Below are 24,111 nucleotides of genomic sequence, written 5' to 3'. Positions count from 1 at the left end.
TGAGAAGCTTCATTTTTTCTCCTTGAAAATAATTAAGTCATTTTATTAATTTTACTTTTAAAAGATGTTAAATTTTAAAAATTAGAAAAAAGTGAGTTTTTGCAGAGAATTCCTGCTTCTCTGCAAATTTTGTATTTAGATTTATTTCTTTAATCCATATTTATCTAGCATTTTGTCAAATTCGCCAGATTTTTGCAGCTCATCGATCGCTGCGTCTATCTTCTTGATAAGCTCAGTGTGTTTGCCTTTATCAAACGCCATTGCAAACCCTTCCGTGCCATCAGGAACTCTTAAAAATTCTTCTAAATCTGGATTTTGTTTTAAATATTCAACCCCTATCGGACTATCAGTTAGTACAACGTCGATTTTACCAGCGTTTAGTGACATGATGGCAGCTGCTACATTTTCAGCAGGTATCGACTTAGTGGTTATGCTTTTGGCTGCTTCTTCTTGAAGTGTGCCAACTTGAGCTGAAATTTTCTTATCCTTAAGGTTGTCTTTATTTACATCTGAGCCTTTTTTGCGGATAAATAAATTCTCTGAAAAATAATATGGCTTAGTGAAATCAACCGATTTTCTTCTCTCATCAGTTGCGCTCATTCCGCTTATAGCAATATCGATTTTACCGGTTTTTAATGCTGATATCAGCCCATCAAAGCTCATATTTGCAACATCAAATTTTATTCCAGTTTTTTTGGTGATCTCATTTAATAAATCTATCTCAAAGCCAATAATTTTATTGTTTTCATCAAGATATTCAAAAGGTGGATAATCAGCGCTCGAGCCAACTTTATAAACTACATTTTTAGTAACTTCTTCGGCATTATTTGCTGTATTTTTTTTATTAGCGTCATCGCTACAACCTAGTAAAAATAAAACCGAGCTTGCCATCAAAAATTTTAAAATTTTACTCATTTTCTACTCCTTTAATGATTTAAAATTTTGCCTAAAAACTCTTTTAAGCGCTCATGTTGCGGATTTGTAAAGACATTTTTCGGTGTATCATCAACTGCGATTTTGCCTTTATCCATAAAGAAAATTCTATTTGCTACATTTCTTGCAAAGCCCATTTCATGGGTCACAACAAGCATCGTTATACCCCTTGCGGCAACATCTTTCATAATATCAAGCACCTCTCCGATCATCTCAGGATCAAGTGCACTTGTAGGCTCGTCAAAAAGTATCACTTCTGGCTCCATCGCTAGGCTTCTAGCGATCGCAATACGTTGCTTCTGTCCGCCTGAAAGCTTGTGCGGATAGGCAAATTTCTTATCACTTAACCCAACACTTTTTAGCAACTCATCAGCTCTTTTTTCTGCGCTTGCTTTATCTAAAATTCCCGCTTTTATCGGGGCTAGAGTTAAATTTTGCAAGACGTTTTTATTTGCAAAAAGATTAAAGTGCTGAAAAACCATGCTCACTTTTTGGCGAATTTTATTTATATCTGATTTTTTATCTAAAATATCTTCGCCATTTATCTTTATGTGCCCGCTATCTGGCTCCTCAAGGCGGTTTATGCAGCGTAAAAATGTACTTTTTCCACCACCACTTGGGCCAATTATCGCTATAACTTCACCCTTTTTGATATCTACACTGATGTCATTTAAAACACGCAAATCGCCATAGCTTTTATTTAAATTTTTAATCTCAATCATGGCGGTTTAATCTCCTCTCGAGTAGTTTTGTCAAAAGTGTAAAAAATTTAACACTCACATAATAGACAATACCTGTAAAAATGACTGGCTCTGGACTATAAAAGACCGCTTGCAAGCTCTTACTTTGCATCGTGATATCAACGACGCTTATATAGCCCACAACTGATGTCTCTTTAAAAAGTGAGATAAACTCATTTGCAAGAGCTGGTAAGATATTTTTTGTAGCTTGTGGAAAGACTATCTCGCGCATCGAAACATAGTAGTTTAGGCCCATCGCACGAGCCGCTTCCATTTGTCCTTTATCGACGCTATTTATACCACTTCGTACGATCTCGGCCACATAAGCAGAGCTATTTAGTCCAAGTGCGATGAGAGCTACATAAAAATTATCACTCCATGTTGCAAAAATGACAACTGAAAATATTAAAAGTTGAAGTATTACAGGTGTTCCACGTAAGATATCGATATATTCATCAATTATAAAATTTAAGACTTTGATATTTAAAAATTTAATAAACGCCAAGGTAAATCCAAGTGTTATGCCTATGACAATACCGCCTATAGTAAGCCCTAAAGTCACTCCGTAACTTTTGATATAAGCAATCTCTTGAGCCTCACTAAGATCTCTTGGATAGAAAAAATATGCTCCAAGTGAGACGATTATTATAAAAAATAGAAATTTAGCTAAATTTTGAGCCTTCAACTTTGTCCTTCTCTTTAAAATATGGCTTTAAATAATACGAAAAAATTTATATCATTTTGCTTAAAAGTGTTTAAGGATCGGCACTGAATGTTGTAATTTAAAAAAATTTATATTAACATAAGCCATTTATCTTAATTTGAAAGGAAATTTATGAGCTTTGGGTCTTATTTAGCCATCGCCATCTATTTTGGCTTTTTGCTCTTTATCGGACGATATTTCTACGATAAAAATGCAAGTATGAACGAGTATCTGCTAGATAATCGTCGAATGGGTCCAGTGGTCACTGCACTTAGTGCTGGTGCTTCTGATATGAGTGGTTGGATGCTACTTGGCGTGCCCGGAGCATTATACGCAACTGGCATAGCAAATGTGTGGATGATAATCGGTCTTATCATTGGAGCTTACTGCAACTATCTATTTTTAGCAAAGAGGCTTAGAATTTATACTGAGGTTGCGAGTGATAGCATCACGATACCGGATTTTTTAGAAAATCGCTTTAAAGATAGGACTAAAATTTTAAGAATCATCTCTGGTCTTATCATTTTGATCTTTTTCACACTTTATGTAAGTAGCGGCATCATCGCTGGTGGCAAGACGTTTGAGAGCTTTTTTGGTTTAAAATTTGCCTACGGAGCGGTCTTTACACTTGTTATCGTGGTCTTTTACACATTTTTTGGTGGATTTAAAGCAGTTAGTATAACTGACGCATTTCAGGGGCTTTTGATGTTTTGTGTCCTAGTCTCGATCCCAGTCGTGGCATATCTAAATTTAGACTTGCCAAGCGATACAAATTTACTAAAAGAGATAAGCAAACTTGATGCAAATCACCTAAATCCATTTAGAGATCAAACTTTTTGGGGAATTTTAGGACTTATGGCTTGGGGATTTGGCTATTTTGGTCAGCCACACATCATTGTTAGATTTATGGCGATACGCGATTCAAAAGAGCTTGCTAAAGCAAGAAGGATCGGCATTGGCTGGATGAGCATTGGGTTGCTTGGTGCGATTATGAGCGGACTTATCGGCTTTGTCTACTTTAGTCAAAGAGACGGACTTAGCGATCCTGAGACGGTGTTTTTAAAGCTTGGCGAGCTACTTTTCCCACCATTTTTTATAGGCATTATCATCTCAGCTGTGCTTTCAGCGATCATGAGTACTATCTCAAGTCAGCTTTTAGTTACATCTAGCTCGGTAACAAAGGATTTTATCTTTGCATTCTATAAAAAAGAGATTAGTCAAAATACACAAACAGCGATCAGTCGCTATGCTGTCGTAGTAGTGGCTATAGTTGCTACTATGCTTGCTTTTATCTCAACAGATAATGTTCTAAACGTCGTTGGTAACGCTTGGGCTGGATTTGGTGCAAGCTTTGGACCAGTGCTACTTTTTAGCCTTTACTGGAAGCGTATGAGTGCACTTGGAGCACTCGCTGGTATGATAGCTGGAGGTGCGACAGTAATATTTTGGATTACTTCAGGGCTAAATGTTTATGTTTATGAAATTTTACCTGGCATCATAGCTTCTTGTATAGCGATCATTAGCGTAAGTATCTGGGGAGATGCAATAAATAAAATGACGAGCGAACCTCACGAGCAAGTCATAAAAGATGAATTTGAAAAGATGAAAACAAGGCTTTAAGCCTAAACTTACAAGAAATTCCTAGTATCTTGTGCTAGGAATTTCTGCTAATTGCCTCTTAAAGTTTTAATCCCTTTTTTAGTTTTCTTATCAAAAACCTAGCTGGATGAAGCTCATGAAATAGTGATCTTTCTATACAAAGTGGACGATCAAGTACAAGATCGGCTATCAAATTTGCTCCAAGTATCGCTGTACCAAGACCTCGTGAGCCGTGGGCAAAATTTACAAAGACATTCTTTTCATAGCTTGCTTTTGGATTGTTATCTTTATTTTTACTCCAAAATAGCCCTTTGTAGTTTTGCTTGTAAAATTCTTCGTCATGCAAAGCGCCAATTATCGGAAATCTGTCTCCACTATAGCTCCTATATCCTACACGTGAACCGATAATGGCGGCTTTTGTGGTGTCAAAAAACTCGCTTACATCGCTTAAATTTTTAGCATTATCCTCAACTTTAGGCATATCGCAAATTTCATTTCTGGCATAAGTTGCGCCGATGACTTGCACGCCTTTGACGGCTGGGCAGATGTAGCCTTTTGCGCTTAGCGGCAAAGTATTTTTAAGCACTGGTTTTAGGTGCGTGACTTGACCTCGGACGCTGCTTATTTGCATGTCGTAGTCCTTAAAAATTTCACTGCTCTTACTGCCAGTGCAAAAGACCAAAATATCGGTTTCTAAATTTTTACCATTTTTAAATTTAACACTTATCTTACCGTTTTGTAGATGCGCCCTACTCTCATACTCGTGATTAAATAAAATTTCAAAACTGCCTGATAAAAATTTACAAATTTCTCTTGGTCTAGCGTATGCACCGTCTTTTATAAATATCCCAGGATATGGCTTTAAGTTCTCATCAAATTTAAAAATATCGCTAGCGGCTTGATCCTGCCACGAGCCATATCTTTTGATGAGCTCATCATCAAATGCGTAGTCGATGCAGCCGTTAAATTTAATAAGGCTTTTTGGCAAAGTTGCCTTGTAAAATCTCACTGCTTGCAAAAATGCGTTTAAGTGCATGCGACCTAAATTTACCACAGGCTTTGTAACTAGCGGCATCAAGGCACCACAGTGATTGCCTGAGCCATTTGTAGCCACTTCACCCTTTGCCTCGGCGATCACCACCTTAAAGCCATTTTTGGCTAGCTCGTCAGCTGTTGTAAGTCCAGCCACACCAGCTCCTATGATAAGCGCTGTTTTGCCTTTTGCGCTAGAGGCTGGCTCGCACCTCGCAAACCAAGCATCTTTTAAATTTTCATCTTTTTTCTCTAGTACGGCGCTACTCATCTGGCGTTTTCTAGCATAGCCCTCTTTTAGGCTTAGCAAAAAGCCAGCGCTCTTTAGCCCGTCTTTTACTATTTTTGCGCACGAGTAGGTTCTAGCAATCGTGCCAACCTTGCTTAGTCTTGCGATCTGCCCAAAAATTTCTTCGCTCCAGATTGAGCCATTTTTACTTGGAGCAAAGCCGTCTAGAAACCAGATGTCAGCGCTAAAATCAAGCTCAGGTAAAATTTCTTTAGCCTCGCCGTAGCAAAGATCAAGTGTGATATTTGGGGCAAAATTTATACGGTGTATGCCAGAAATTAGCGGCGGATAGAGCGAAACCAACTTTCTAGCATAAGCTTTAAAAATGCCTAAATTTTCATAAATTTTTAAAATATCTTCTTTTTTAATAGGGCTTTTTTCGATGCTAACAAAGTGAAGTTTTTTATTACTACCTTTAAATTTCTTACAAAGTGTAAAGAAATTTAGCCCAGCACCAAAGCCAGTCTCAGCAACTATGAAACTGTCTTTGCTCTGCCAAATTTCATCAAGTGCACTTGCAAAGACAAATTCACTCTCAAGCCAAGGTTTATCGGTATTAAAGTAGATGTCACCAAACTCCTCGTTAAATGGAATTTGCCCTTTAAAGCTTAAATTTGCATTTTTCATCTATTTTTTGCGAAATATCCATCTATGCCGTTTGCTATGCCGTTTGCAAGGGCGTTTTGATATGCATCATTAAAGAGCTTTTCACCCTCAACTGGATGCGTGATATAGCCGATCTCAACAAGAACTGCTGGCATAAGAGCGCCTACGAGTACCCAAAACGGCGCTTCCCTTACACTACCGTCACTTGCAGCATAGACCTTTCTAGCACTTGCTAAAATTTCTTTTTGGATATCGATACCAAGCTTATTTGACGCGATGATCTTCTCGCGATTTAGCACATTTAGAAATGTCTGCTGCGAAAAGTAGTTCATCTCTTCAATATCTGATTTGTTCTCAAGCGCGGCTGCGTTTTTACTACGTTCACTTCTTGCAGGCGATAAGAAAAATGTCTCAATGCCGTGCATACTCTTTGCCTTTGTGGCATTTGGAGCGGCATTTGCGTGAATGGAAACAAATAGATCAGCCATCTTATCATTTGCAAATTTTGTTCTTGTTCTTAAATTTATAAAGACATCGGTTGATCTAGTAAAATAGACCTTGTAGCCACGCGCTTTTAGTATGTCGCCAAGCTTTTTGGCTACACCTAAAACCGCAGTTTTTTCCTGAAGCTTGCCATTTACTGCACCTGGATCAGTGCCACCATGACCTGGATCGATGACAATCGTTTTGTTGCGTAAAAATTTACCAGTCGCAACTGGTGGCAAAGGTGCTGCCACTGGCTCACTTTGTGCAGACTGCGGCTTTAAATTTGGCTCAGGCTCTTTGTGTGGCACTTCTTCATTTTTGTTTTTAGTTTTATGAAGTGGTGTTTTTACATTTTCGTTTGAGATAAAATTTTGAGTGCTGATTACAAGCAGATCACCTGTTGCATTTGCTTTTATAGTCTTTTGGATCTTATCAGAAAAAATAACTCTAACAGTGTTTTTATCATACTGCGAGATGTGAATGTAATCAGATATGAAATTTTTATAAGTTAGCGGATTGCCGTTTAATCTACCATCGATATCCATAATGTTTTTATATGTATTTTGTTGCTTTAAAAAGGATGTTTTTAGTTTTGCAGTATCGATTTTTGTATTAAACTTAAGTACTAAAGTGTCATTTATCTTGGTTGCACTAAGCAGCGTCAAAGTAGTAGCGCTAGGCGTACTAGCGCTCTTTACACCATTTAGTGCATTTAGATCTTTTATATACCCACTTGAATCAAAACCAAGCGATTTTGAGCTGGTTATAAGCCTTGTGAGTGCTTGTTTTTTTATATTTTTGTCATTTTTTATGATCGCGTCGACATAGATATCTTTTATATCGTTGTGAAATTTAATCTTTGCACTTCTGCTTGAGCTGGCAAAATTTTTATCAAATTTTGCAAATATCTCAGAATTTGTCGCGGCAAAAAGAAAACTACAAACAATAAAAAAGAGGATTATCGCTCGTTTCATTCACCATGTACCAGCTTGTGCATTAGCTCTTTTACGCTTATTAGCTCTTTTAGTTTATATCCATTTGCTCCAGTGAAAAATAACCCAGTCTCTTTTTTGCCACTAAATGAGTCAAACAGCCTATCAGCGATGCAATATCCAACCTCTTTAGCTCCTTTGCCCCTTTGACAAGGACTCACACAGTTACTTATACACTGGATCTTTGGGCCCATCTTTTTTTCTACTAAATTTATCAAATTTGTTCTAATCCCACGAGCTGGATAGCCAACTGGACTTTTTATAAGCTCTATGTCCTTTTCCTCGGCTGCTAGTATCACTTCTTTAAAGCCAATATCCGCGTCACACTCATGAGTACCGATGAAGCGTGTACCCATCTGAACGCCGTCTGCGCCTAGCGATATTGCTTTTTCGATATCATTTTTATCCCAAATTCCACCGGCTGCTATGAGCGGAAAATCGCCCCACTCTTTTATCTCGGCTTTTACTTGCGGGATTAGATTAAATAGCGAAAACTCAGGATCAAGACACTGCTCGTAAGTAAAGCCCTGATGTCCACCACTTAGTGGTCCTTCAAGCACGACAGCATCTGGTAAGCGGTCATATCTTTGTAGCCAGCGTTTGCAGATGATCTTTAGTGCTTTTGCACTTGAGATAATAGGAACTAGCGCGACTTCTTTAAAATTTTGTGTAAATTCTGGCAAATTCGTAGGTAGCCCAGCACCTGATACGATGATATTTATACCGGCTTCACAAGCATCTTTTACCACTCTTGCGTAGTCATTTGCAGCATACATTATATTTACGCCAAGTGGCAGGTCGCCACAAATTTTTCGTGCATTCTCAATAATTGCTCTAAGACCTCTTGTTGAGTAGAAATTTTCACTTCCAAATGGCTTTGCATTTAGCTCTTTGTTTATAAATTTACGATTTTCATAATATCCTGTGCCAACTGAACTGATTATTCCAAGACCGCCTTCAAGGCTGACGTTGCCAGCTAGTTTGTCCCAGCTGATACCAAGTCCCATACCGCCTTGAAATATCGGATACTTTATCTCATATTTTCCTATTTTTAATGGCTTTAACTCCATCTATTCAACCTTTACTTTTGCAAATTTACGCTTTCCAACTTGCAAGATATATTCACCTGCCTCTAATTTTAACTGCTCATCGCTAATCTTTTCTTGATTAATGCTAACCGCATTTGCCTTTATGTCGCGTCTTGCTTGAGAATTTGACTCACTTAGCTCACACTGCGATAAAGCTTCCACGATCCAAACTGGTGCTTTTAGGCTAAATTCTTTTATATCAGTTGGGAGTTGATTTTGAGAGTGTACGCTATTAAACTCAGCCATCGCAGCTTTTGCAGCCTCCTCGCCGTGATACCTTGCTGTTATCTCGTACGCAAGGTCCTCTTTTGCTTTTTTTGGATGATACTTGCCGTTTTTTACGTCGTTCATTAAATTTTCTATCTCGCCAAGGCTTTTTGTACTTAAAAGCTCGTACCAACGCCACATTAGCTCATCGCTTATACTAAGCGTTTTTGCAAACATATCATTTGCATTTTCAGTTACGCCGATGTAGTTTCCAAGACTTTTGCTCATCTTATTTACACCATCAAGCCCTTCAAGAAGAGGCATCATTATTACAGCTTGCTCTTTGCCAACATTATAAGTCCTCTGCAAGGTTCTACCCATTAGAAGGTTAAATTTCTGATCCGTACCGCCCATCTCGATATCGCACTTCATAGCAACGCTATCATAACCTTGAAGAAGTGGATACATAAATTCACAAATTGAAATTGGGCTGCCAGCTTTTATCCTTTTTTCAAAGTCGTCGCGCTCTAGCATTCTAGCGACTGAAAATGTACTAGTTAGCTCTATCATTCCAGCGGCTCCAAGCTCATTTGACCATTTTGAGTTAAACATGATCACAGTTTTTTTTGGATCTAAAATTTTAAAAACTTGCTCTTCGTAGGTTTTAGCGTTTTTTAAAACTGTCTCTTGATCTAGCTTTTTTCTAGTTACTGATTTACCGGTTGGATCACCTATTTGAGCAGTGAAGTCACCTATTAAAAACTGTACGATCGCGCCATGTTTTTGAAGCAAAGCCATCTTGCTTAAAACGACTGTGTGTCCTAAGTGAAGGTCTGGAGCAGTTGGATCAAAGCCAGCCTTTACATAGAAATTTTCACCTTTTTCATAATAGTTTTTTATTAAATTCTCAACTCTTTCAAAGTCAATAATCTCGGCGACACCGCGTTTTATCTCTTGTAAAATTTCAGCTATATCTTGCATTATCTTTCTCCTAGTTGTGGTATGGATCGCTTTGTGAAACGAAATCTATAATCTTATATCTATCTTTGATCTTCTCTCTTAGCTCGTTTGCATCGATGTTTTCAGCTATCTCAACACTTATCTCAAATGTATCGCCGCTAAGGTCATTTGCTTCATTTAGCGAGATTGTAGCCAAATTTACATCTAGTCTAGCAAGATATGTTAAAAATTCAGCCAACGCGCCTTTTCGGTTCTCAAGATTTAATAAAATTTTATATCTATGTGGGGCATTTCTAGTCCATTTGACAAAGATGATCTCATTGCCCTTATCCATAAGCTTTCCAGCACGCTCACAAAGCTTGTGATGCACTGTCACATTGTGCCCATTTTTAAAGCCAACTATGCTATCGCCTCTTTTTGGGTTACAACAATAGTCAAACTCGACATTTGAAATTTTATGATTTGAATAGATTACGATATTTTCAAATTTTTGCTTTTTAACCTGATATTTGTCGCCCAAAGAGATCATAAAAGGACGCTCTTTTTTTATATACTTTTTAAGCATATTTACGACCTCTTGCAAAAAATCACTTTCAGTTGCAGCACGAAAAACTTTTTTGCCTAAATTTTCATGCTCTATCCAGTCTAAAATTCTATCTTTTGAAACGCCAAAAACCGACTTTAAAATATCAACTGCGATTTTATAATTTATATCTTTTATCTTTTGCTTGCAGTATGTTCTTATCGTAGCCCTTGCTTTACCAGTTCGAACACTATTTATCCACGAACAGCGAAATTTTGCCTCCTCGCCAGTTACAATCCTTACAATATCACCGTTTTTTAGCTCTGTTAAAAGTGGCATCCTGACGCGATTTATATAAGCTTCTTTTGCGTAAAGTCCGATCTCTGTGTGAATCTCATAAGCATAATCAAGTGCAGTAGCCCCGCGTGGAAGTGTAAAAACCTCACCTTTTGGCGAATAGACCGCAATATCTTCTATATAAAGACTATCTTTTGCATATTCATAAAGCTCTTCGACGTTACTTTCAGCTTCATTGTTTTGCATACCAATGTCGTTTAGCCAGTCAAGTTTTGGATTAAGTAAACTGCCCTCGCCGTTTTTGTATTTCCAGTGAGCTGCGACACCGTATTCGGCGGTTTTGTGCATATCGTAAGTACGAACTTGTGCCTCAAAAATACTCTTATTATCAAAAATAGTTGTATGTATCGTTTGATAGCCATTTTGCTTTGGAAGCGCAATATAATCCTTAAATCTCGAAATAAGAGGATTAAAATTTATATGCAAATTTCCAAGCGCAAGGTAGCAATCAAGCGGCTTTTGCACAAGAATTCTAATAGCAAGCAAATCAAGCACCTCTTCAATCGAAATACCTTTTCTTTGCATTTTTAAATAAATCGAATAGTAATGCTTTATACGTTTTTGAATCTCGAAAGTACCCTCAATAAAGCCATTTTCAAGCAAAATTTGATTTACTTTCTCGTAAAAAGCATTTAGCTTAAGGCTAAGCTGCTGTTTATTTTTATTTAAAAAGCTATCGATCTTGGCGTATTCTTCTGGCATCGCATATTTAAAGCTTAGATCTTCAAGTATATTTTTAATCGATGAAATTCCAAGCCTATGAGCGATCGGAGCATAGACCATAAGCGTCTCTTCAGCGATGCGTTTTTGTTTTTCTACTTTTAATGCATCAAGGGTTAGCATATTATGAAGTCTGTCACAAAGCTTAACCACAAGAACTCTAACATCTTCAATGGAGATTAAAAGCATTTTTCTAAAGGTTAGTGCCGAGCTTGCTAGTTTTTCGTTACTACTTGAGCTTGCAAGCTTATTTTCTCTTATAGCAACTATCTTTGTAAGCCCTTCAACCAGCTTTGCCACTTCATCGCCAAATTCAGCCTGGACTTCGCTAAGTGTAACTTCAGTATCTTCAACCACATCGTGAAGTAGTGCAGCTATGACCATACTCTCGTCTCCGCCCATATTTGCTACTATTGATGCTACCAAGATAGGATGGATTGCGTATGGCTCGCCACTTTTGCGGTATTGACCAGCATGAGATGTGACGCAGCTATCTATAGCTTTGTCTAATTTCTCGCTTCGTTCGCAAAGGGAAAAGAGCAGCGTTATAGCTTCTGAAACATTTTTACAAGGTAAAATTTGTTCTATTAGCTGCTCTAAAAAAAGACTATTTTCCTTCAACTATTGCCTCTAAGCCTATTTTGCCCTCAGCTACTTCAAGTAGTGCAATGTCAGCAAATTTCATCTTTGAAGTATCGGCTTCTACAAGCACTACTGCTCCATTTGCTAGTGCTTCTGCACGCTTTGCTACGATAAGTGAAAGTTTATATCTATCATCACCAACTTGCTTTAACGCTCTTGCTGTTGTTTGTTCTGTTCTCATATTTATCCTTTTTAAAATTTATTTTACTACTGAATATAGGGCTGCTTCTTCTTCATTTATTATTTTTAATAAATTTCCAGCCTTAAACATATTACAAACCAAAATCGGCAGTGAGTTATCTTTTGCTAAAGCTATAGCAGTATCGTCCATAACCTTGATATCATCACTCATCGCCTTTTCGTAGTTTAGTGATTTTAAAAGTTTTGCATCTTTGAATTTTTTCGGGTCTTTATCATAAACGCCATCAACCTTTGTAGCTTTTATGATCATATCTGAGCCAATTTCAATAGCTCTTAACGTGGCTGCTGTATCAGTTGTAAAGAAAGGATTGCCAGTGCCTGCAGCAAATATAACGACTCTGCCTTTTTCCAAATGGCGCTGCGCACGTCCCACGATGAAAGTCTCACAGATCGCTTCCATTTTGATTGCACTTTGCACTCTTACCTCTAGCCCACTTCGCTCTAAAGCTTCACGCATTGCGATCGAATTTATAACAGTTGCTAGCATGCCCATGTGATCGCCGCTCGTTCGTTTGATGATGCCATCTTTTGCAGCACTCACACCACGTATAATGTTGCCACCACCGATAACGATGCCAACCTCGATGCCATTTTCGACAAGCTCTTTTATCTCATTTGCTATAAATTTAAGCACCGCCGTATCTATGCCAAAACCATTCTCTCCCGCCAAAGCTTCGCCTGAAAATTTAACCAATACGCGTTTTCTTTTACTCATTGTCTTGCTCCTTAAAATTCACGCATTCTAGCCAAAAAGGCTTTAAATTTAGTTAATAGCACTTGCAAAGCGGCTATTTTGAGATCATCTCAAGTGGATCAATGTGGTAGTTTCTTTGCGTCACTTCAAAGGTTAGATCGTTTCTAACTCGGCCTATAACGTAGCCTTTTTGCACGACTGAGCCTACCTTAACCGTCGGTGCGATCTGACTTAGGTGAGCGTAGATCGTGTGGATGCCATTTTCGTTTTCTATAATGACTACATTTTCAAGCATCGGAGTTGCTTTTGCAAAGACCACTTTGCCATTTAGCACGCTTTTAACCTTGGCATCTGGCGTGGTTGAGCGAAGCGTGACTGACTCATTAAAAATTTTGATGTTATATATTGGATCTACATAGTTACCAAATTTTTGCTTTACGGTGTAGCTATCAAGAGGAGCGATTGTCTTTGCACCTGAATATTTTTTGACTGAGCTTGTTTGATAGCCTCCACCCATTGGTTGGCTTTTTTCGCCTTTTTTACCACCTTTGCTTGCAGCTGCTTTTTCTTGTTTTTCTCTAGCAGCACGTGCGGCTTCATCTTCTTGTTTTTGCATGATAGCGAGCTGCTCTAGCGTCTTTCTTAGCTCATCTTGCTGGGCTTGAAGCTTGGCTAGCTTTTTGCTATAAATTTCTTTATCTCGTTTTAGTCCGTTTATAGTATTTTTTTGCGTACTTTCTAAATTTTGCAAGTCACTTTGCTTGCGTCTATAGTTTTTGATGCTTGAGTTTATCTCGCTTATTTTGTTTGATTTATTTTTTATCTTCTCAATCGTATCTTCATAGTTCTGGCTAAGCCTTTTAAAATCCTCTTTTGCTATGGCATTTAGCTTGGTTAAAATTTGAGATGAGATGATACTCTCCTCGCTTTGCTTGCCCTCAGTTGCAGACATCAAAAGATCAAACGATAAATCTTCTGCAATAATCCTTATCATATTTTGCTCAAGCTCTTTTTGTGTGCGTTCTAGCTCTTTGTTTTGTTTTGTTAGATCATCAAGTTCAATAAGTGCTTTTGAAGCATTTGTCTCAAGGACTGAAATTTGACCCTTTAAATTTGTGATATCGCCACTTATACCGCGAAGTTTTTTCTCACCATTTACGATATCACCAGCCAAATCATCTAGCTTTTTACTAAGCTGCTCGCTCATCGCCTGACTCGACCTCAATGAGTTTTTGGAGTCTTTGATCTTCTCTTTAGTATTTGACGCAAAAGCTAGACTAAAAGCTAGCAAAAATATAAAAATTCCTTTTCTCATATCGTGCTTTTTCTAGCCTTACTCATTACCAAACTAACAGCAAAAATACTTAAAAACATAGCCACGCCAAATAAAATAAAAATATCCCTTGAAGGATCAAGACTAGGCAATACCACATCAATACTTGCGGCATTTTCTCTAAAAATTTCAATACTAGGCAAGAAAAAGAAAAATACACCGACTGCAACGGTAGCAACTAAGCTATCAACCATAGCCGATTTGTAAAGCATGGCTGATTTTAGCCAAAATGGTGCTCCAAAAAGCGTCATAATCTCGATGCGCTCTCTATGCTCAAATAGCCAAATTTTAGCCTGCTTAAGCATGAGCATGAGTCCAACAACACAAAGTATCGCCATAAAAGCATACGATATGCTTTTTGCTAAATTTAGCATTTTAAAGACCTTGTCATGAGTCTTTGAAAATGTCTCGACCTTTGTGATGCCATCAAATTTTAAAAGTTTTTGCTTTAGATCATCCATGTACTGCGGTGTCGGAAATTCGCTAAGTTTTAGTGAGTAAAATTTTGGCAGTACATTTTGTAGTATGGATAAATTTTTAGCAGAGATGTCATTTGAAAGGCGGTCAATTATTTTTTGCGGACTTAGTGGCTCGAGACTAGCTAGATTACTCACGATCGGCTTTAGCACGGGCTCACTCAGCTCTTTACTTGAAACTATGACGATGTTATAGTCATTTCCCATAAGTCTTTCATAATCTCTCACAACCTTATCAGCAGTTAGGCTAAACTGCACGGAAAACAAAAGCGCGATCAGCGGCATGATGAATCCAAGATGGTTTTTAAGCGATCTCATGCACGCCTCCATTTTCTATGACGAAGTGACGGTATGGGATACGAAGTGTCGATGGGATATGGTGCGTGACAACTACTACGCTTGTGCCTAAAAATTCCCTAGCTGATTTTAAAAGCGACCAGATGACATCGCTTGAGTATTCGTCTAAATTTCCCGTTGGCTCGTCGCATAAGAGCAAATTTGGATTGTGCGCTAGAGCCCTTGCCATCGCTACTCTTTGCTGCTCACCACCACTTAGCTCACGAGGGTATTTATCTGCCTTGTGAAGCATATTTACATGTTTTAAAAGTTTAGCCACTTGCTTTTTGCTCACATTTTGATTGATGCCTTTGATGATGAGTGGCAACATGACGTTTCTTTCCACATTCCATTCATTTATCAAACGATAATTTTGAAATATAATGCCAACTCGCTGTCTAAGCTCACAAAGCCTTTTATCATCAATGTCATCCATTTGTGTCATGCAGACATTTAGCTCTCCAGCAAGAGGTGAAATTTCTCCGTAAAATGATTTTAAAAGCGTGCTTTTTCCACTTCCGCTCTTGCCTGTGATAAAGACAAAATCATTTGCATAAATATCTAAATTGACGCTATTAATTACGATTTCATCGCGTTCATAAGCTAGGCTCAAATTTCTTGCACTAATTATCTCTTGCATCAGCCAAATACTCCTTCAAAAGCTCGTGTGCTGCTAAATTCTCACGAATTAAGATCGGTTTTTTTATAAAATATTCGCTTTTTTCATCGCTTATTTTGATAAAACATTGCTCGGGTTTATTAAATGCTCCAAAAGCAACTTTTAGCAAAATTTCACCCTCATTTATGGTGTAAATTTCTTCAAAATGTAAAAAATAATCTTCTTTTTTGATGATGAAATTTTTGAAATTTTTAATGATATTTTTTACGCTTGTCTTTTCTTTGAAGCTAAAATCCCCAACTAAAATACTCTCACCACTTTTGACCTCACAAGTATAAATGACATCATAAATATCCTTATCTTGACGTCTCCAGCGGTCTTCGTACTTACTAGTTACTTCTAAATTTCTATTTTTGAAAGCTTCTATTTTTGAGTTTGTAGGCTCTAAAAATTTACTCAAGCTAAAGTCGCAATACTCCTTGCTATCAGTCCTTAGCTCAAATTTACCGCCTACTTTTAGTATCCTCTCGCACTCAAGTGCAAACGCCGATGAGACCACGCGTCTATGCTCTGCTTTATCCCACGGCACTGGAAAGTGTAAAAAGACTCTATCAACTAAATTTGAGCCAACGAGAGAGAGTAAAAGTCTGGCGTCAGTATTGATTAGACGCACGTTTTCTAGGGCATTTGCCCTAGCTAGCTTTGCTACTTGCTCGATGCTTGGCTTATAGACTTCTATTCCGATAACTAGGGCATTTGGATTGTTTTTAGCTTGATAAAGCAAGTGCCTGCCAGAACCAAAGCCGATCTCGATAAAAATCTCTTTAAATTTATCTTTTAGCTCACAAAATGCTGGCACAAATTCTTCAAGGCTTAAAATTTCACTCACTTTTTTAGTCAAATTTGTCTTTTTTACAGCAAATGCTTGACTGATTACGTCATTGCAATTTTGCTCTTTAAAAAGCTCCAGTGCCTCTTGCAAAAGACCAACTTTAGCTGGCTTTGTAAGCTTCTCTCCCTTTACAACAACGCCATTTTTACCGGGCTTTACAACTAGAAAAAAGCTCTCTTCTTCATTTTTTGTGTAGATGAGCCTCTCGTTTCGCCCATTTGCCTGCCAAAGAAATTTGACTTTGTCATTACCAAATGGAAACGAGAGCTCTTTTAAAGACGAAGCGATGAAATTTGGCATTATTTTATGCTAACTTCTGCTTTTGATGACTTATCAGAGGCGATGCCGTACTCATCGATAGCTACGACGCTGTAAGAATAGCTAGCTCCTTTTTGCACGCTATCATCTCTAAGTCCAGTACCATCTATGCCACTAAAAATTTTCTCACTTGCACCACTTCTATAAACAGTGTACGAACTAGCTCTATCAACTGCACTCCAATTTACATTTACTCCGCTACCATCGTAGCTAGCGCTAATATTTGGAGTCTTTGGCGCACCAAGTGTTATCCCCACAATTGGCTCTTCTTGTTTTAAGCTCTCAAGGCCGTCTTTATCAACTGCTGTGACTCTGTAATACCTCGTCGCTGCATTTGTGTTTATGAGATCCTCATAGGTGTTGCTAGTCGTTTTTGCCAGATATGTGTAAGGCAAAATTTTACTCACTGTCCTATAAACCTTAAAATAAGCAAAATCCTCAGCCGGCGCGTAATCCCAAGTTAAAATTATCTTTTTTGGTGCATTTTTTGTTGCCTGAAGGTTTGTTACTGATTTAGGGTAACTCCTTTGTCGTTGCACTGATATTTTGGCTTGGTTTTGAGACAACACCTGAAGAAGTTTTAACTAAAATTCTATACTCATAAGACTTACCAGGTTTTACCTCAGTGTCGATATATTCAGCATTTAGTCTGCCATTTACCTCTGCGATTTGACTAAATTTATTAGCTCCTGCATCACTTCTTTGAATAATATAGCTTGCCACGGTGCTATCAGGATGTGGTCTCCAGATCACTTTTACACGTCCTGGAAGCCCTGTAATAGCTTGCGAAAATGGTACTGAGTCAAGCAGTGGCTTTGTAGTTGCTGTTGCGATCGTGCCTGGTTGAGAGATGGCATTGCTTGAGTAGGTTCTCATCTGGTATGAGTATGTGGTCTCCGGTGCTAGATTGCGGTCCACATAGTGCGTTGCAAAGCGGTCTTTGATGTCTGCAACTAGCTGCATTTTTGAGTTGGTATCATTTGGGTTTGAGCGGTAGAGATAGTATCCAACAACACTTTCATTGGTTACTGGGTTCCATTCAAAACCAACTTCTGTCATGTCTGAAATAGTTTTTAAACTTGTAATCGTAGGTAGTGACATGCTTTGCTGAGTGGGTACGCTAGAGCCGCATCCCGCCAAGAAAGCTGCTAAAAATGGTGTCAATATGCGTAGGGCAAATTTTTTCATCAAAAATCTCCTTGGGAATTTTTTTGTAAATTATTTGGTTAAAGTCATCATACGTTTTTGCGATAAATTCCACCCTTTTGCCAGTTCGTGGATGGATAAAATAAAGCATATAAGCGTGAAGCATAACCCTGCTTATTTTATCGCCTTGGCTCTTAAATCCGTATAAATCATCGCCTAAAATATGGCGGTTTATGCTAGATAGGTGCACTCTTATCTGATGAGTCCTGCCTGTAAAAAGTTTTGCTGCTATTAAATTTATGCCATTTTCACTTAGTAAATTTACAAAGGCGCTTTTTGCAAATTTAGCGTCCGCAACGATCGCTTTTTTTAGGCGGTTGTTTGGATTTCTGCCGATTGGCTTGTTGATGATAACATCCTCTTTTAGCGGTAGATCGGTGAGTGCTAAATAAATTCGCCCCATACTCTTATCGCTTAGCTGCTCGCTTAGTTTTGCGTGAGCGAAGTTATTTTTAGCAACGACAATAGCGCCACTTGTACCCTTATCTAGGCGGTGGACGATGCCAGCTCTTACATCGCCATTTAAATTTGAGAGCATAAAGCCCTTTTTATTTAGCCATTCAACAAGTGTCGCCTCTTTTACACTTGGAGCTTGATGAACGACGATTTGCGGGGGCTTGTTTAGCACTATGAGATCGTCGTCTTCATAGATGATCGGGATGTCAAAATTTACTTCATACTCGTTTTGCACCTCTTTTTTTGGGGCAAAATTTACGCAAACTTCATCATTTTCGCTTAGAGCAAAGCTTGGTTTTGAGACTGGTTTTAAATTTACGCTTACGAGAGAATCTTTTATCAAATTTAAAGCTTGATTACGTGAAATTTGAAGCTCTTGCGCTACTGCTACGTCGAGTCTTGAGCTATTTAAAACATTAAATTTAACCAAAATCAAAGCCTTGTTTGTGATATAATCTAGCCCAAAAATTAAGGTTTGCTTCTTGATAAAACTAGATCGGCGTATTTTAACACATTTTGATTTTATTCAGCCGTTTTTAATAATCCCAATCATCATAATTTCATACATCCTAGTTTCCGAAGCAAACGACATTTTAGCAAACAAACAGCTTGTGTATTTTGGCATAGGTTTTGCATCATTTTGTGTAGCGTTTTTGCTGCCTATTAGGCGTATCGACTGGATTATTCCGATGTTTTACTGGATCTGCATCGTGTTACTTTTAAGCGTCGATCTTTTTGGCGTTAGCAAGCTAGGAGCTAGGCGCTGGTTAGAAATTCCCTTAGTTCACTTCACACTTCAGCCATCAGAACTGATGAAGCCAGCCTTTTTGCTGATGTTAGCCTATCTCATCAAACAGCGTCCTCCAGAGGCTAATGGATACGGAGTAAAAGATTTTTTAAGACTTAGTTTTTATATACTTTTGCCATTTGTGCTCATCATGAAAGAGCCTGATCTTGGCACTGCGCTCATACTTTTGATAGTTGGCTACACCATCCTTTTTGTAATCGGCGTAAATAAGAAAATTTGGATCACTATCATCCTTGCGATAGGCTTTTTGGCGCCAGTTTTGTATGAAAATTTACATGACTATCAAAAAAAGAGGATTCACGATTTCATCGCTGAAGAACCAAGCTATCACGTCAAACAAAGTATCATCGCCATAGGTAGCGGCGGACTCAAAGGCAAGCCAAAGGACGAAGCGACGCAGACGCACTTTAAATTTTTGCCAATCGCCACTAGTGATTTCATCTTTGCCTACAATATCGAGCGTTTTGGTTTTTATGGTGGATTGTTTTTACTTGGACTTTATGGAGCACTTATAACACATCTTCTAAGTTTAAATTACGGACTAAAAAACGACTATTTTACACAAGTTACTACCACGGGGATTGCTGCACTTATTTTCGTTTATGTGGGTGTAAATGTCTCAATGACGATCGGTTTTGCACCAGTTGTAGGCGTGCCGCTGCCATTTTTTAGTTACGGCGGAAGCAGCTTTGTTACATTTATGGTGCTTTTTGGAATTTTACAAAATTTGCTAACTTTTAGATTTGATAGAACTTATAGCTTTATAAAAATTCACTTCTAAAAATTTCTCCACAAGTATCAAATATATAGTTTTGTCCTACCCTACTTTGTGTTTTTTGATACAAGACTTTATAGCATTTATAAGATATTTTATATCCTCTTTTGTATGCGTATAGTGAATGCTAACACGTACCCAGCCAGGTTTTGCTTCAAAAATGGTATTATCTTTTAAATTAAGCAGATCATGTCCATACGGCCCAGCGCAATCACAGCCTGCACGCGTTTGTATACCAAAATCACTACTTAAACTAGCAGCAAAATCATAAGGCGAAATGCCTTTTACATTAAATGCAAAAATGGGCAATCTGTCTAAATTTTCAGGGCAATAATTTATCACCTCATCTATCTTTTCTAGCTCTTTGCAAAACATCTCGCCTAGCTCACATTCAGCTGCTTTTATATTATTAAGTCCGATTTCATTTCTTAGTTTATAGGCTAAATTTGCACGTATTAGCTGCATTATCGGTGGCGTGCCACCCTCTTCTAAATTTTCAACTTCATTAGTAAAAATATGCGATGTCCTGCTTACGTACTTGACTGTACCTCCTGCTGCAAATGTAGGCAAATTTTTACAAAGCTCTTTTTTGATAGCCAAAAGCCCACAACTCCCAACTCCTCCAAGTAGTTTGTGAGGCGAGAGAAACAGTGCGTCAAAATATCTGCAATCAACATTTTCATAAGCGCTAAGAGTGGCCACGTCAAGTGCTAAAATGCCATTATATTTTTTAATCAGCGAGTAAATTTTTTTATAATCAGTTTTAACGCCAGTGACGTTTGAGGCGGCACTAAAGCTAGCTATTATCTTTCTTTTTGCATTTTGCTTTAATGCATTCTCAAGCATCGCATAATCTATCTCATTATTTTCATCAAGCTCTATACGTTTTATATCACAAAGCCCTTCTCTTAAGCTAACTTCAACAGAGTGATGCTCATAAGGGCCAATGATCGCTAATGGCAAGTTTAATTTTCTTAAATTTGCTTCGCCGATCAAAGCTCTTGTGGCTGGTGAGATATAAATTCCCATTATCTCCTGAAATTTCTTTATCGCAGCCGTTGCTCCTTGACCAGTCGCGATAAGATAAAAACTATCATCAAGACCCAATAAGCTTTTTAACTCAGCTCTTGCATTTTCATAGCATTTTTGCGTTAACGCTGCGCTTGAACTACTATCTGAGTGAGTGTTTGCATAGGTTTTTAAAAATTTTAAAATTTCATCTTCAATGGGCTTGTAAGCAAGACCTGAAGCTGTGTAGTCAAAATAGTAAAGACCCTCTTTTAAAATGATATTTTTTCTTACTTCATCGATATTTAGCAATGTTTTCCTTTTATTTAAAGCAGGGATTATAATTAAATTTTCATAAAAAATCTTGCAAAACAAGTATCTTTTAAAGCAATAAATTTCTTTGTAAATTTTCTATATTTTTCTTTATCGTGCCATCTTTATAGATAGCGGATATTAAGGCGACCATGTCTGGCTTTACTTTAGCGACACTTGCAATGTTACTAGAGTTTATACCTCCTATGACACACACATTCATTCCCATTTCTCTTGCTTGTGATATAGTTTGGGCCTTGCAAAGCGGCGCATTTGGTTTTGTTGGGCTTTTAAACATCGCTCCAAAAGCCACATAGCTAGCACCATTTTGTTTTGCCCTAAGGGCAAGCTCCAAGCTATCATAGCAGCTAACTCCCACGTAAGCATCATCTCCTAAAATTTCAAACGCTTCTTTTATGCTCGCATCATCTTTTCCCAAATGCACGGACTTTGCCCCGATATTAGCAGCAAATAAAATATCATCATTTACGATAAATCTGGCTCCAAATTTTTCGCATAAGTTGAAAATTTCACTAGCTAGCCTCTCATCTTTGGGTATTTTTTTAGAGCGAAATTGAAAAAATTTCACCCCACACTCTAAAATTTCTTTAGTATATTGCAAGGCTAAATTTTCAGGCATCAACACATCGTCGCTAATCGCATAAATTTCAATCACTTATGCCAACTTTATGATTTAGTAGACGTTTGCCAAATTTTGTCGTAATTGCATTTTTAATAGCATTTAAAATGTATCTTTTGGCTAGTTTTATAGCCTCTTCTTTTGTGTGTCCATTTGCCAGCAAGCAGGCCAGCGCACTTGCAAAGCTACATCCAGCCCCGTGCATGATCTCTGGTTTTATTAGTGACTCTTTAAATTTAAGCACGTCACCATTTTTTTTAAAAAGAGTATCTTCGCAAATTTCTGCAACCATGCTTCGCTTTAAGATCATATCGCAAGGTAAATTTTTGCTATCAAGTTTCAAAACTTTGGCTTCATCGATATTTGGCGTGATAATGTCTGCGAATTTAAAAAGCTCTTTTAAGCTTGCTATCGCATCATCCTCAAGAAGCTTTGAGCCTGATTTTGCTACGCAAACTGGGTCTATTACTATTTTAATGCCTTGCTTATGAAATTTTTCAAGCCAAGAACCAACGCAAGATATAAGCTCTTTATTAAAAAGCATACCAACCTTTATGGCATCTATGTTTAGCTCTTCGTCTACCATTTTGATTTGTTCATTTAGATTTGTAACATTTGTAGCAAAGATATTACTAACGCCATTTGTATTTTGTGCCGTAAGAGCCGTAATAGCTGTCGCTGCGTAGCAAGAAAATGCCTCACATGTCTTAATATCAGCCTGCACGCCAGCGCCACCAACACTATCACTTCCTGCAATGATTAATATATTTTTCATCTATCTCCCATACAACCTGAAATTTTATCAACACTAAAAGGATCATCGACTTTCCAACTACTTGAATACTTTTTAATGCTATTTTTTAATGCATCTACTAAATAATCCACGTCTTGTAGCGTATGCGTATAGTGAAGTCCAGCCCTTACCCAGCCTGGCTTATGAGTAAATAATGCATCTTCTTTTAAATGAAGCAAATCATGTCCATATGGTCCAGCGCAAGAACATCCTGCACGCGTTTGAATGCCATATTCTTTGCTTAAAACTTTGGCTAGTTCATAAGGCGAAACACCGGCCACATTAAAAGAAAATATCGGCAAACGCTTTACGTTATTTGGATGGTAGCAGGTAAGCTCAGGAATTTCTGCTAGCTTTTTTTCCAAATACTCTCCAAGCTCGCTCTCATTTTCATATATTGCCTCAAATCCTATCTCATTTCTTAGCCTATAAGCTAAATTTGCCCTTATAAGACCTAAAATAGGCGGAGTGCCAGCCTCTTCTAGCTGCTCACTATCTTTTACAAATATAGCGTAGTTTTTGCTGACATAACTTACCGTTCCACCACCAGCAAATGTCGGCTCATCTGAGTTTGCAAGTATCTTTTTTATAGCAAGAAGCCCACAACTTCCAACTCCACCAAGCAATTTATGAGGAGATAAAAAAAGAGCATCAAAATAGTCACAATCAATATTTCCATAAGCGCTAAAGCTTGCAGCATCAAATGCCACAATGCCACCATAAGATTTTATAAGAGTATAAATTTTTCTATAATCGCTCAAAACCCCAGTCACATTTGAAGCCACACTAAAAGTTGCGATGATCTCACGACCGACATTTATCCTTAAAATTTGCTCCAAATGATTAAAGTCGATCCCTCCATTTTTATCAAGCCTGATACGCTCAACCTCACAAAGTGCTTGCCTAAAGCTTATCTCATTTGAATGGTGCTCATAAGGGCCAAGTACTACGAGCGGAGAATTTTCATCTGGCTTTAGGGCGCATCTTTTTTTTAACGCTGGCGGTGCATAAATTCCTAAAATTTCTTGAAATTTCTTTATCGCACCGGTAGCTCCATTGCCACAAGTAAAAAGATAAAAGCTCTCATCAAGTCCTAGTAAGCTTTTTAATTCACGTCTTGAATCTTCATAAGTTTGAGCGGTTTTATAGGCGTTTGATGAGCTGATAGAGTGCGTATTTGCGTATGTTTGGAGTATTTTTGCCATCTCATCTTCGATAGGTTTATAAGCTAGCCCTGAAGCTGTAAAGTCAAAATAATAAATGCCATTTTTTAAAATTATATTTTCTCTAATATGCTCTAAATTTACCAAATCACAACCCTCGTTTTTTGCTTAGCATTATAGATTACTTTAGCTAAAATATACTAC

23 protein-coding genes are annotated in these 24,111 nt (G+C 37.9%); 2 read left to right on the top strand and 21 right to left on the bottom strand.

Translation table 11 applies throughout. The features are described from left to right. Positions 1-141 precede the first annotated feature (141 nt). From F3G66_RS06695 to F3G66_RS06685, 3 genes are read right to left on the bottom strand one after another with little or no spacing between them, the layout of a single operon-like run. Positions 142-915 (bottom strand): transporter substrate-binding domain-containing protein, encoded by a 774-nt coding sequence (locus F3G66_RS06695; RefSeq protein WP_103600551.1) that lies wholly within the window; start codon positions 913-915, stop codon positions 142-144. A gap of 11 nt (positions 916-926) precedes the next feature. After that, complete coding sequence (locus F3G66_RS06690) at positions 927-1,655, bottom strand: amino acid ABC transporter ATP-binding protein (protein ID WP_072595138.1); 729 nt, start codon at positions 1,653-1,655, stop codon at positions 927-929. Beyond that, complete coding sequence (locus F3G66_RS06685; RefSeq protein ID WP_085658195.1) at positions 1,648-2,358, bottom strand: amino acid ABC transporter permease; 711 nt, start codon at positions 2,356-2,358, stop codon at positions 1,648-1,650. The genes F3G66_RS06690 and F3G66_RS06685 overlap by 8 nt, the downstream gene beginning before the upstream one ends. Positions 2,359-2,508: 150 nt before the next feature. Here F3G66_RS06685 and putP point away from each other — a divergent pair, with 150 nt between their 5' ends. Next, positions 2,509-3,996, top strand: a complete 1,488-nt coding sequence (gene putP / locus F3G66_RS06680) for a sodium/proline symporter PutP (protein ID WP_149707563.1) — start codon at positions 2,509-2,511, stop codon at positions 3,994-3,996. 58 nt (positions 3,997-4,054) lie between these two features. Here the strand turns inward: putP and mnmC are convergent, their stop codons facing one another. The 14 genes from mnmC to F3G66_RS06610 form a co-directional block, all read right to left on the bottom strand. Further along, complete coding sequence (gene mnmC / locus F3G66_RS06675) at positions 4,055-5,923, bottom strand: bifunctional tRNA (5-methylaminomethyl-2-thiouridine)(34)-methyltransferase MnmD/FAD-dependent 5-carboxymethylaminomethyl-2-thiouridine(34) oxidoreductase MnmC (protein ID WP_149707562.1); 1,869 nt, start codon at positions 5,921-5,923, stop codon at positions 4,055-4,057. Then, positions 5,920-7,362, bottom strand: a complete 1,443-nt coding sequence (locus F3G66_RS06670; protein WP_149707561.1) for an N-acetylmuramoyl-L-alanine amidase family protein — start codon at positions 7,360-7,362, stop codon at positions 5,920-5,922. Before F3G66_RS06670 ends, mnmC begins: the two co-directional genes overlap by 4 nt. Further along, on the bottom strand, positions 7,359-8,450 hold the full coding sequence (locus tag F3G66_RS06665; RefSeq protein ID WP_087583961.1) for a nitronate monooxygenase: 1,092 nt from the start codon (positions 8,448-8,450) through the stop codon (positions 7,359-7,361). The genes F3G66_RS06670 and F3G66_RS06665 overlap by 4 nt, the downstream gene beginning before the upstream one ends. Next, a complete protein-coding gene (gene tyrS, locus F3G66_RS06660; RefSeq protein WP_149707560.1) occupies positions 8,451-9,656 on the bottom strand; it encodes a tyrosine--tRNA ligase in 1,206 nt (401 codons plus the stop codon). Between the two features lie 10 nt (positions 9,657-9,666). Then, entirely contained in the window at positions 9,667-11,856 is a 2,190-nt protein-coding gene (locus F3G66_RS06655) for a RelA/SpoT family protein (RefSeq protein WP_084041542.1), read from the bottom strand. Next, positions 11,843-12,058: a DNA-directed RNA polymerase subunit omega gene (locus tag F3G66_RS06650; protein WP_149707559.1), complete on the bottom strand. Its 216-nt coding sequence runs from the start codon at positions 12,056-12,058 to the stop codon at positions 11,843-11,845. Before F3G66_RS06650 ends, F3G66_RS06655 begins: the two co-directional genes overlap by 14 nt. Positions 12,059-12,076: 18 nt before the next feature. Next, positions 12,077-12,793 carry a UMP kinase gene (gene pyrH / locus F3G66_RS06645; RefSeq protein ID WP_054196984.1) on the bottom strand — a complete coding sequence of 239 codons (717 nt, stop codon included), beginning with the start codon at positions 12,791-12,793 and terminating at the stop codon, positions 12,077-12,079. Positions 12,794-12,866: 73 nt separating this feature from the next. Then, positions 12,867-14,087, bottom strand: a complete 1,221-nt coding sequence (locus F3G66_RS06640; RefSeq protein ID WP_149707558.1) for a murein hydrolase activator EnvC family protein — start codon at positions 14,085-14,087, stop codon at positions 12,867-12,869. After that, positions 14,084-14,899 (bottom strand): FtsX-like permease family protein, encoded by an 816-nt coding sequence (locus F3G66_RS06635; protein ID WP_149707557.1) that lies wholly within the window; start codon positions 14,897-14,899, stop codon positions 14,084-14,086. Before F3G66_RS06635 ends, F3G66_RS06640 begins: the two co-directional genes overlap by 4 nt. Next, positions 14,886-15,557 carry a cell division ATP-binding protein FtsE gene (locus F3G66_RS06630; RefSeq protein ID WP_021091805.1) on the bottom strand — a complete coding sequence of 224 codons (672 nt, stop codon included), beginning with the start codon at positions 15,555-15,557 and terminating at the stop codon, positions 14,886-14,888. The genes F3G66_RS06635 and F3G66_RS06630 overlap by 14 nt, the downstream gene beginning before the upstream one ends. Continuing rightward, complete coding sequence (trmB, locus tag F3G66_RS06625) at positions 15,541-16,728, bottom strand: tRNA (guanosine(46)-N7)-methyltransferase TrmB (protein WP_107785241.1); 1,188 nt, start codon at positions 16,726-16,728, stop codon at positions 15,541-15,543. Before trmB ends, F3G66_RS06630 begins: the two co-directional genes overlap by 17 nt. Then, the gene (locus F3G66_RS06620) at positions 16,728-17,153 is read right to left on the bottom strand and encodes a fibronectin type III domain-containing protein (protein WP_223154226.1); all 426 of its coding nucleotides are present in this window, start codon (positions 17,151-17,153) and stop codon (positions 16,728-16,730) included. The genes trmB and F3G66_RS06620 overlap by 1 nt, the downstream gene beginning before the upstream one ends. A 106-nt stretch (positions 17,154-17,259) precedes the next feature. Beyond that, positions 17,260-17,934 carry a fibronectin type III domain-containing protein gene (locus F3G66_RS06615; RefSeq protein WP_188115839.1) on the bottom strand — a complete coding sequence of 225 codons (675 nt, stop codon included), beginning with the start codon at positions 17,932-17,934 and terminating at the stop codon, positions 17,260-17,262. Further along, positions 17,867-18,838: an RluA family pseudouridine synthase gene (locus F3G66_RS06610; RefSeq protein ID WP_149707556.1), complete on the bottom strand. Its 972-nt coding sequence runs from the start codon at positions 18,836-18,838 to the stop codon at positions 17,867-17,869. The genes F3G66_RS06615 and F3G66_RS06610 overlap by 68 nt, the downstream gene beginning before the upstream one ends. A 52-nt stretch (positions 18,839-18,890) precedes the next feature. Between F3G66_RS06610 and F3G66_RS06605 the strand changes: the two genes are divergently transcribed. Beyond that, positions 18,891-19,997: an FtsW/RodA/SpoVE family cell cycle protein gene (locus F3G66_RS06605; RefSeq protein ID WP_149707555.1), complete on the top strand. Its 1,107-nt coding sequence runs from the start codon at positions 18,891-18,893 to the stop codon at positions 19,995-19,997. A 36-nt stretch (positions 19,998-20,033) separates the two neighbouring features. Here F3G66_RS06605 and F3G66_RS06600 read toward each other — a convergent pair whose 3' ends face one another. The 4 genes from F3G66_RS06600 to F3G66_RS06585 all read right to left on the bottom strand — a co-directional run bounded on the left by F3G66_RS06600 (position 20,034) and on the right by F3G66_RS06585 (position 24,054). Then, complete coding sequence (locus tag F3G66_RS06600; RefSeq protein WP_149707554.1) at positions 20,034-21,311, bottom strand: aminotransferase class V-fold PLP-dependent enzyme; 1,278 nt, start codon at positions 21,309-21,311, stop codon at positions 20,034-20,036. Between the two features lie 70 nt (positions 21,312-21,381). Next, on the bottom strand, positions 21,382-21,987 hold the full coding sequence (thiE, locus tag F3G66_RS06595) for a thiamine phosphate synthase (RefSeq protein ID WP_149707553.1): 606 nt from the start codon (positions 21,985-21,987) through the stop codon (positions 21,382-21,384). After that, positions 21,980-22,726, bottom strand: a complete 747-nt coding sequence (locus F3G66_RS06590) for a hydroxymethylpyrimidine/phosphomethylpyrimidine kinase (RefSeq protein ID WP_149707552.1) — start codon at positions 22,724-22,726, stop codon at positions 21,980-21,982. The genes thiE and F3G66_RS06590 overlap by 8 nt, the downstream gene beginning before the upstream one ends. Further along, the gene (locus F3G66_RS06585; RefSeq protein ID WP_149707551.1) at positions 22,723-24,054 is read right to left on the bottom strand and encodes an aminotransferase class V-fold PLP-dependent enzyme; all 1,332 of its coding nucleotides are present in this window, start codon (positions 24,052-24,054) and stop codon (positions 22,723-22,725) included. Before F3G66_RS06585 ends, F3G66_RS06590 begins: the two co-directional genes overlap by 4 nt. Between the last annotated feature and the right edge of the window lie 57 nt (positions 24,055-24,111).

The sequence above is a fragment of the Campylobacter concisus genome, from assembly GCF_902460665.1.
In the GTDB taxonomy this organism is placed as follows: Bacteria; Campylobacterota; Campylobacteria; order Campylobacterales; family Campylobacteraceae; genus Campylobacter_A; species Campylobacter_A concisus_AL.
This window is presented reverse-complemented; position numbering and strand designations above follow the sequence as displayed.